This window comes from Pedobacter sp. (genome assembly GCF_035317785.1).
Classification (GTDB): Bacteria; Bacteroidota; Bacteroidia; order Sphingobacteriales; family Sphingobacteriaceae; genus Pedobacter.
The window spans coordinates 1-10551 of sequence record NZ_DATHGC010000099.1 but is presented as its reverse complement, the minus strand read 5'-3'; the positions used below and the strand labels follow the sequence as shown (position 1 = coordinate 10551).

At 42.9% G+C, this 10551-nt stretch carries 6 protein-coding genes and 1 pseudogene; all 7 read left to right on the top strand.

Annotated elements, in window-relative coordinates:
- Nucleotides 1-577 (top strand): annotated as a pseudogene (locus tag VK541_RS06060) (SusC/RagA family TonB-linked outer membrane protein); the annotation flags it as partial.
- A 10-nt stretch (nt 578-587) separates the two neighbouring features.
- A complete protein-coding gene (locus VK541_RS06055) occupies nt 588-2141 on the top strand; it encodes a RagB/SusD family nutrient uptake outer membrane protein (RefSeq protein WP_324367931.1) in 1554 nt (517 codons plus the stop codon).
- A gap of 41 nt (nt 2142-2182) precedes the next feature.
- A complete protein-coding gene (locus VK541_RS06050) occupies nt 2183-4084 on the top strand; it encodes a sialidase family protein (RefSeq protein WP_324367929.1) in 1902 nt (633 codons plus the stop codon).
- Complete coding sequence (locus tag VK541_RS06045; RefSeq protein ID WP_324367927.1) at nt 4084-6042, top strand: putative Ig domain-containing protein; 1959 nt, start codon at nt 4084-4086, stop codon at nt 6040-6042. The genes VK541_RS06050 and VK541_RS06045 overlap by 1 nt, the downstream gene beginning before the upstream one ends.
- Before the next feature lie 15 nt (nt 6043-6057).
- A complete protein-coding gene (locus VK541_RS06040; RefSeq protein ID WP_324367925.1) occupies nt 6058-7425 on the top strand; it encodes a sialate O-acetylesterase in 1368 nt (455 codons plus the stop codon).
- 63 nt (nt 7426-7488) lie between these two features.
- Complete coding sequence (locus tag VK541_RS06035; protein WP_324367923.1) at nt 7489-10335, top strand: glycosyl hydrolase; 2847 nt, start codon at nt 7489-7491, stop codon at nt 10333-10335.
- Nucleotides 10336-10360: 25 nt separating this feature from the next.
- The coding region (locus tag VK541_RS06030) for a hypothetical protein (protein ID WP_324367921.1) at nt 10361-10551 on the top strand (191 nt) is incomplete at its 3' end.

Below are 10551 nucleotides of genomic sequence, written 5' to 3'. Positions count from 1 at the left end.
TGGAGACTACATGATTGATGATGTAAATAAAGATGCTAAGATTAATGACCTGGACCGTCAGGTAATCGGGTCACCACTCCCCTCCGCGTTTGGAAATTTTGGTACTGTATTAACCTACAAAAAGATATCTGTTAATGCGCTGTTTACTTATGCTGCCGGCAACGACATCTACAATAGTTTCAACCAGCAGATGCACGTCATGAAAGACTACTCCAACCAGTCGCCAGACGTACAGAACAGATGGGTCTCGCCCTCCAGTCCCGGAACAGGGCTGAGCCGTGCTGCTTTTGATGATCCTTCCATGAATGGCGCAGCTTCGAACCTATGGGTAGAGGACGGCAGCTATTTGAGGTTCAAAAATGTGACCATCGGCTATGAGATCGGTCTGCCAGCCAATATGAAACTCATCCGGAAGCTCAATGTATTTGTCAGCGCAGAAAACCTGGTCACTTTCAGTAAATACAGTGGCTTTGATGCTGAGGTAGTTACGTCTCCTGACCCTATGCTAAGAGGAGTCGATTTTGGCGCTACCCCCCTTCCTAAGGCTTACATTGTCGGTCTAAAGATGTCCTTTTAATCAAATGAAGATGAAGAAAATGAAAACTATACAAAAGATAACCTTAGCGTCGGCATTGATACTTGGTGGCCTTTGCCTGTCATCCTGTTCTGATTTTTTTGAGGTTGCCCCGAGTAATCATATTCAGGAAGATGATTTTTATAAAAACAGAGCAGATTTAAATGCATCTGCAATAGGTATGTACGAATCTCTCTCACAAGAAGCACACAAATTCTTGTTGTGGGGAGATGCCAGGGCCGATATGGTCACTAGCGGACAGGCGGACCCTGATCCATATATTAACGAGTTTGTAGTAAATAATGTAAGTACAAATAATCCATACACTAATTATGCAGGTATTTATCGCACTATAGCACGATGCAACCGGCAAATGGAAAAAGTATATCAGGTGAAAGAGCTGGACGATAAGATCGGTGACCGTGATGCAGGCGCCTTCTATGGCGAGGCTTTATTGTTGCGCGCCATTTGCTATTATCAGCTGTTGCGTACCTATGCCACTTTTCCAATTATTACCACCGATTTTGCAGAACAGATCAGCTATGTCAATGCTGCCGGAGAAACGGTAAAGGAACCTACACTTAGTCTGACTTCAGAGCAGATTCGGGGGATTTATAAAATGCCAGCCAATCAGCAAGAGGTGTGGACATTAGTATACAACGATATTGTGACAGCTGTCGGCATGATTCCTGTAAACTACGAATGGAACAGTGAGAATTTATCGGCAAAAGAAAGGTACGGCAGGGTGTCACAGCCGCTTGCAGCAACTTATGTCGCTGAAATTGCGTTGTGGCTTGGCGAATATCAGATAGCCTCGTCATTTTGCGATCTGATCATCCAGAATCCAACTCATACTTTAGGCACGTCAGGAACCTGGTTCAACCAATTCTCCTCATCTTCGGCAACAGCGCACTCCATGTTCCTGCTTGGATATCAATATACCGGTAGCTTTGAAACCAACAGACTTCAGCAATTCACATCCTCGGTAAGAACTGATGGCGGCAGGTATTATTTAAAACCGGTATCGCCAGTGGTAGATGCATTGTTTGAAGACAATGTTTCCCGAACGGATGCCGATATCAGGGCGCAAGCCAGCTATAAAGTAGTTGCAGGCGACACAGTTATCTGGAAATATATTGGCCTGGACAATGTATTGTCGATGCGAAGGAGTTATGAAAGTAGTGCCAGCTGGCACATCATGCGCAGTGCAGATGCCTATTTGATAAAAGCACTGGCAGATCTGAACCTCGGCAACTATTCGTCTGCCTTCAACTTTATAAATATGGTCAGGGTGGCACGCGGACTGGCCATATTGGACAGGCTGACTTTTCCTTATACCGATAAGGAAGTTATGGACAGGGTCATCTTTGAAGAAAGGGCCCGTGAATTTGCATTCGAGGGAAGACGCTGGTACGACCTGATGCTGCAGTCCAAACTAAACGGAAAGAATATGCTGGCAGATGCTGTAGCACTTAAGTACCCTGAAAGCGAGCGCGCCGCAATCAGGGCAAGGCTTCAGAATGAAAGCAATTGGTATATCCCGATTGATCCCGCAAAATGGCAGTAAGAGAAGAAAAACGAATAATGAAAAGCTTAAAACATATTGAGATGAAAACTAACCAACTGAAAAAGTATCTGGTTTTTTCCCTGCTGATCAGTAGTGTTCTGACGGGTTGCTACAAAGAAGAGCATTTCGATTTCCCGGGGCCATTTGATCTGGGACCCTCGAATGTTCCCGACCCTCTTCCATTCCCTTTTGATAAAAACCGACAGACAGGAAAATGGCTGATGAAAGACGGCGTGCCGGATCATGAAAAAATCCTATTTAAAGGATATACCGACTATTTTGCCAAGGGAGATACCCTCTCATGGGTCCAGAAAGCAGACGGAGTACACGAGATCCCACATTATAATTACTACCCATTGTCTAATGCAGACCATTTTGCGGGCGATGCCAACAGCTACAAATACAACTGGGTATATTCAAAATATTTCGTTCCGGTTGGTGCAGGCAGGGGGTTTTACATGTATGCCAAAGTTACATTTGGAACATTGAATGCAACCGCAGCAGCTTTAGTTTTGGGCACGAGCTGGGATACCAAAGATATATTTACTTTCGGTTTGGATGGGGGTGGTGCTGAGCCTAAGTTCTTCCTTAATGTTTATGGAATGACGATAGGTGTAGAACCGGCACTGGGATGGCCCAATATTCACCAGGTCATGGTCCCTGGGGTGCCTGCCGACTTGGAAGTGGTCATTACAGATGGCATATTTTATGTTAAAATTAACAATATCCTCGTATTTAGCTTCAGGATCGGGACAGAAAGAATGTATTTCTATACCCCTCAGATTCGCCCATGGAGAAACTTTATGAAGATACACGATCTTTATATTGAAAGCTCAGAGATGTTTACCATGAATTACGCCATGCATGAATATGAAAAAGAATACAATAAAATACAGGCGCCGGCATTAGCAAAAGCAGGGAATGGTAACCTCTTGCTGTTTGCTGAAGGTCGCGGGACACCGGCTAATGCCAATGAGCGCGTGGCGCAAAATACCATGCCGGTGGGCAACACTGATATCATTATGAAACGCTCTGTCGATGGGGGTACCACATGGGAAGAACAAATTAAGGTTATCGCCGGAGAAAGTAGCAATACCACTTACTGTTTTCCCCAAATTGTGAGCCAGGAAACAGGTAAGATCATTTTACAATACAGCAGTATTAATACCAGTTTTGCAAATAAAGTATATTCCTACGATGCCGCTTCACAGCGGATCTACCAGGTAGAATCAACCGATAACGGGACAACCTGGACTGCGCCGGCTGAAATCAGCAGCTCGCTCAAAAATGTAGCATCAGGTTATGTGCAAAATGGCCCTGGCCATGGTATAGAGCTGCAATCTGCAACATATAATAAACGTTTAATTATGCCGCTTACCTACAGTACAAATGTGGTCAAGGTAGCCATTTCCGACGATGGCGGGGCTTCATGGAGATTGAGTAAGGCGGTAAGCGGCTCCCGTTTAAAACACGCCTCGGTAGTGGAGCTCGCCGATGGCCGGTTGATGATGATTGTCGGCCATACCAATGCCAGTCCAAAAAATAAACGTGTATCGTACAGCAGCGATGGTGGCGAAAACTGGACCGCCACGGCAAACGTAGCATCCGACATTAGTACCGGTGACTACGGACATCTCTTTGCCGGCACCTTGCTGAAGGGGAAAAATGGAGAAATCCTGTTCGTTAATCCGACAGGAAGAGAATCAGATACTGAAGTAAAAAATAGCCCGGCTTACCCTACCGTGCCTGTACTTTTCAAAAGTACTGACAACGGGACTTCCTACTCCAGTTCGGGCGCGCTTTTTACAAGAGAATCTTATTCTGGATATGTGGCACCGTTCGGCTTTATGGATGCGGTGGTTTTAAACGATGGCACTGTTGTCATTGCCGGAGAAGGTGGCGTAGAAAGCCCCACAGAAGGAATCGTCATTTATAAAAAATAATGAATAAACGTAGCGGAAAAAAAATTATTTACCTGTTATTGTTTGCGACAGGCATCGGTTTATCTTTTAAAAACAAAAGCTATCCAGCTAAGCCGCTTAGCAAAAGTTGGTTTGCGGAGATGTTTAAAGCAAATATCACGACGGACAGTGCAAAATGGTCGGGTTTGAAATGCAGCCAGACATGGGATGAATTACGCGGCCGTTACAATGATCCTGTATCGTTAATGGAAATGACCTGGGAAGAGCGTGATCATATATGGCAACGCGTGCTTCCTTCGGGTTCAGACAAATACCGTGCTTTAGCCGGACGGTACTGGCATGCTTATCTTGGTTCGTGCAATGAACGGGGGATTAAACCGCTTAAATTTGACACGACTCCGAACAGTTTAAAGGAAGTAACGGAATTGAGAAAGATCTACTTGGCATCCCGGAAAGCAGAATATGTCATTTTAACCCCAAAACCGCGTAAACAGCCACAGATAAATAGTGCAGGTGTATATGGGGTAAGGCCAGGAAGCGAAATCATATACCGGATTGCTGCCACAGGAGCACAGCCAATTAAATATATAGTGTCGGGCTTGCCGGCCGGCTGCAGGTTTGATACGGAACTTGGTGTGATCAGAGGTGCTGTTGCAAAAGAAGGAAAATATAATTTTGTGATAACTGTCCGTAATAAATATGGAGAATCACATAAGGATGTAACCTTAGTTGTGGGGCAGACCATTGCACTCACCCCGCCGATGGGATGGAACAGCTGGAATTCTTTTGCCTGTAATGTAACTGCTACAGATATAAAAAATACTGCTGATCAGCTGATTAAAACAGGACTTGCAGATTATGGCTGGAGCTATATCAATATAGATGACTGCTGGATGAAAGTGCCTGATATAGCGAATATGCCAGAGGGTAAAGAAAAAGCATTACGGGAACCGTATCATAAAGCAAATGTTGATTTTCGTATTAAAACAAAAAAGGTTCGCTTTAATGAGCAGGAATTAATAGGCGATACCCGCGACGTGAATGGTAATGTTTTAGCTAATAAAGATTTCCCGGATATGAGATCGCTTACAGATTATTTGCATAAATATGGATTTAAGGCTGGGTTGTATAGCTCACCAGGCCCACTAACTTGCCAGCGTTATGAAGGCAGTTATAAACACGAATACGCAGACGCAAAGCAGTTCGCAGAATGGGGTTTTGACTATTTGAAATATGACTGGTGTGGTTACCGTTCGGTTGTTTCAAAACCCAGCCTGGAAGAAGTACAGTATCCATACCGGTTAATGGGACAGGCGCTAAAAGAAGCTGACCGGGATATTGTTTACAGTCTTTGTCAGTATGGGATGAAGGATGTATGGAAGTGGGGTGCACCGATTGGTGGGAATGTATGGCGTACCACTGGTGATATACGGGATAATTGGGAAAATATGTCGAGGATTGGCTTTAATCAGGCTGGTTTAGAATCTTATGCGGGGCCGGGTCACTGGAATGATCCGGATATGCTGGTGGTGGGTTACGTGGGATGGAGTAAAAATTTGCGCCCTACTTATCTTTCGCCTAATGAACAATACACACACATTTCGTTGTGGAGCTTGTTGGCGGCCCCTTTATTGATAGGCTGTGATCTTACGCGTCTGGATGATTTTACCTATGGGCTGCTTTCTAATCCTGAAGTTATTGCAGTAAATCAGGATATTTTGGGTAAACAAGCTTCGAGAGTAATTCGTGATAAAAATATTCAGGTATGGTCTAAACAGTTACTGGACGGTTCTATAGCGGTTGGTGTATTCAATCTAGGAGAAATTCCTGTGGATTATCAGCTGTCATTGGCTGCGTTACAATTGCGGGGAAAACATACCTTACGCGACCTTTGGAAACAAGAGGATATGGGGAGCATTGAAATATCGTTTTCTGTCCCTGTAAACAGACATGGGGTAAAATTATTCAAAATTAAATAATTTAATATGTCAATAATGAAAAAATATCTGTTTTTATTGCTGGTGAGTTTGATAACCTCTACTGCATTTGCTAAAATATCGTTACCATCAATATTCAGCGACAATATGGTATTGCAACAAAACTCCAATGTTTCCATATGGGGAAAGGCCAAAGCAAATGTTAAAGTAACAATACATACCTCCTGGAATAGCCAGAAATATATCGCGATGTCCGGTTCTGACGGATCCTGGAAGTTATCTGTGGTATCTACGAAGGCTGGCGGTCCGTATCAAATCACAATTAACGATGGAGAAGAATTAGTATTGAACAATGTATTGCTAGGTGAAGTATGGCTATGTTCAGGTCAGTCTAATATGGAAATGCCGGTTAAGGGATTTCGTAACCAGCCGGCACTTAATTCTGCTGATATTCTACTAGATGCGGACAATCCTCAAATACGTTTGATCAGGTATGAAAAGACCCTTTCAAGAACTCCTCAATACGATTGTAAGTCAACTTCATGGCAAGTTTCTGATGCGGAAAGCGCAAAAGAATTTAGTGCTGTAGGCTACCAGTTTGCACAACAACTTCAGCGTAAATTAAAGGTTCCTGTAGGAATAATCATGTCGACCTGGGGCGGTACAAAGATCGAGGGCTGGATAGCAGGGAATAGTGCAGTTGCTGATACAGCAAAAATCACTAAAAATGATCCATCAGTTTTATTTAATGCGATGATAAACCCTTTTTTAGGTTATGGTATAAAGGGAGTGCTCTGGTATCAAGGCGAGGCTAATCGTTCTAATTATAATCAATATGATCAGTTAATGGAGGCGATGGTTAAAGGTTGGCGTAAAGCATGGAATATTGGCGAATGGCCATTTTACTATGTTCAGATTGCTCCTTTTAAATACGATAGCACCAAACAATCGGCTTTTTTAAGAGAAGCACAGTTGAAGGCAAGTACACAAATTCCGAACTCAGGGATGGTGGTGAGTATAGATGTTGGTACAGAGAACTTTATTCATCCGCCGGATAAAACTACCATAAGTAAAAGGTTGGTGTATTGGGCAATGGCTAATGCTTACGGAAGAAAAGGTTTGGCATTTGCAAGCCCAGTATACAAATCGCATAAAATCTCCAAAAATGTTGTGACCATTTCTTTTTCTCATACGGAGAACGGTCTTAGTTCTTTTGGAAATTCCCTGTCTGCTTTTGAAATTGCAGGAGAGGATAAAGTGTTTCATCCGGCAACAGCTAAAATTACCGGAGCAGGGGTTGTTCTGCAAAGTGAAAAGGTGAAAACACCCGTGGCGGTGCGCTATGCATTTAAAGATTGGGTTGTTGGAGATTTATTTAATAATGAAGGATTACCTGTATCTCCGTTTAGAACAGATAGCTGGTAATTTGGTCGTTCAAAAGATATATAGAATATAAATATTCATACTGCGGGATTAGCTGATTTAAGAATGAAGATATCAAGGAGGAATTTTGTCAGAATTGGGGCCTTAACACCATTAGTTTATGGCTTTCCTTTTTCATCCGAAATAGGAAATGCTGCCGAAGTAAATTCAGCATCCGCAGATGCTTTATATAAACATTTCCAGAATCCATCCGGTTCTGCAAGGCCCTTTGTACGCTGGTGGTGGAATGGCGGAAGAGTGGTGGAAAAAGAACTGATACGTGAACTGGACATCCTTAAAGAAAAAGGTATTTCAGGGGTTGAAATTAATCCCATAGCATTCCCCAAAGGAAACAATCCGATAGATTATCAGGTGCTTAACTGGCTGAGTGAAGAGTGGCTGGCTGTGCTAAAAACAACGTTAATTGCGGCTAAGGATCGCGGAATAACCTGTGATATCATTGTAGGTTCCGGTTGGCCTTTTGGTGGCGAATTTCTCAAAGAGGAAGAGCAGTTACAATTACTTGCGCTCGGTACTAGAAATATAAAAGGCCCACAACAACTTAGAGTAAAGAAAGAAGAGTTATTAGCTGAAACAGATTTTCTGATGAAACGCAAAACCGGCTCCAAGGCGCTTTTCGGATTGAGGCTTTCAGCGGCCCGGCTCGACGCTTTCAATCCTGGAATCGACCTCAGTTCGCAAATAAAGAATGCGGAGATCATTATTGATGTGCCTGCCGGCGACCACGTGCTTTATGCTGTCGTAAAATTAACCGGTTATTCGTCTGTACAATTTGGATTGCCCGGAGCTTCGGGGCCAGTTCTCAATCATTACGATAAGGCTGCCGTTCAACGTTACCTGGATAGAATGTCTGATGCGATCACCGCCAAAATTGGCAATATGGGCGATCACTTCAGGTCAATATTTGTCGACAGCCTGGAACTTCGCGGCTCGAATTGGTGCGACGATATGCTTGAACAGTTTAAGGAGAGAAAAGGGTATTCGCTGGAACCCTATCTGCCTTTTATTCTATTTAAATTAAGTACAAAAAATACACACACAGGCACGCAGTCTATTGAAAATATCATCACGCTTGCACCTCAAACACAGGACGAAATTAACCGGGTGAGATATGATTTCGAAACAACCCGCCTTGAACTCTTTAATGAAAGGTTTTACCACACTTTTATAGATTGGTGCAAAAAAAATAATGTTAAATCAAGGGTGCAGGCCTATGGCCGCGAGTATTACACTTTAGAATCAGCTATGCTGGCAGATATCCCGGAATGTGAGACCTGGATTCGTGATGATGTAGGTGGCGATTTGCCGGAAAACACCTTTAAAACCGGGAGGGCATACCGGCCTGTTAATAAGTTTGTTTCTTCGGCGGCAAGGCTAGTCGGAAAGCGTGTGATCAGTTGTGAAGAAATTACCAATACCGATTTGGTTTTTAACGCCTCCCTGGAAAGGATAAAAGTAACAGGAGATCAAAGTAATCTTTCAGGCGTTACCCATTCCATCTTGCATGGGTTCAATTATAGTCCTCCCGAAATTCCTTTTCCAGGCTGGGTACGCTATGGATCATTTTTTAGTGAAATAAATACCTGGTGGCCCTATCTGAAAACATGGATCGACTATAAAGCGAGATTGTCTGCAGTTTTTCAGGATTCGGAAATGCAGTCAGACATAGCCATCATGTTCCCTCTGGCAGATATGTGGTCGGAGGTCGGCCTTCAATATCAACAAGTTCCACAAATCGTTTATCCTCAATACGCCAACAACATATGGGAGTCTGTCCACCAGAATGGAAGTGGCTGTGACTATATAAACGAAAACATCCTGCAAAAGTGCAGCTTTTCGGGCGGCAAGCTTCATTATAATACGCGAAGCTATAAAGTACTGCTTATGCCCGAAATGGAATCTATAGCACCTGAAACCCCGGAATTGCTTAGGAAATTTGCTGCTGCGGGGGGACAGGTGATCTTTGTAGGAAAAGAGCCAGTTAAAGCTTTTGGAAAGCAGAATGCCGAGGTAAGGAATCTAAAAGTATACAGTGATGTTCTATCCCTGAAAAAGGATTTTCCGGGTAATGTTAGTTTCTTTCCAGCTCCAAAAGAAAAAATCATAGACTGGTATGCACAGTTACAATCTAAATTTAATGTAGTTCCATATGTTAAGTTTGATAAACCTGTTTCGCATGTAAGTCAGGTGTATTACACGACTAACGAAGCAGATGTTTTCTTTATCTGTAACTATCATCTGGAAAAAGCTCATGAATTCACAGCTACCTTTAATGTTAGAAATAAAACGGCCTGGTTGTGGGATCCTGAGACAGGCAAGAAGTATCTATATCCTTATCAGGGTGCGAAGAACCGTCTCAAGATCAGTCTTGATCCTGCCCAATCCTTGTTAATCGTATTTACAAACGATACTAAAGGAGAGTTATATTCCCACCCAAAAGTTGCCAGTAAACAACCCTACACCATTGAAGGGCCATGGGAGGTAATCCTGGAGAAGGTATTTGAGCAACCCCGTAAAACGGAATTTAAGAAACTTATCGATTTTAAAGATGACCCGGGGCTCCAGTCGTTCGGCGGAGTTATTTTTTATGAGAAAAAATTTCGTATCGAAAGCCCGGAGAATTATCATTCACTCGACCTTGGAAAGGTATTTGGCATATCAGAGTTGGAGGTAAATGGTCAACCACTTGGGTTCAAATGGTATGGAAAACATATCTACGATTTAAGAGAAATGTTAAAGCCAGGCCAAAACACGATAAAAATAAAAGTTACTACTGTACTTGGAAACTATGCTAAATCCCTGAAGGATAATGCAGTTGCTCAGCAATGGACCAGCATTAAGCCACAACCATTGTATTCTATGGGACTTGTAGGGCCGGTAAATCTCATATAATTTAAATATTTTATTATAGATAAATATGAAAAATCAAAAACATATCAACAGGATTTTTTGCATGAATAGGCGTGCTCTCCTGGCAATTTCTGCTGTGATATTAACAATTGGTGGCTGCGGAGTAAGAAAAGAATTGAGCACTAGCAAGCAGAAACCAAATGTCCTCTTTATTGCGGTAGACGACCTGCGGCCTTTGCTGGGCTGTTATGGAAATGA

Coding starts and splice junctions, on each gene's coding strand:
- VK541_RS06050 (WP_324367929.1), top strand. CDS start 2,183: ATGAAAACTAACCAACTGAAAAAGTATCTGGTTTTTTCCCTGCTGATC.
- VK541_RS06035 (WP_324367923.1), top strand. CDS start 7,489: ATGAAGATATCAAGGAGGAATTTTGTCAGAATTGGGGCCTTAACACCA.
- VK541_RS06045 (WP_324367927.1), top strand. CDS start 4,084: ATGAATAAACGTAGCGGAAAAAAAATTATTTACCTGTTATTGTTTGCG.
- VK541_RS06040 (WP_324367925.1), top strand. CDS start 6,058: ATGAAAAAATATCTGTTTTTATTGCTGGTGAGTTTGATAACCTCTACT.
- VK541_RS06055 (WP_324367931.1), top strand. CDS start 588: ATGAAGAAAATGAAAACTATACAAAAGATAACCTTAGCGTCGGCATTG.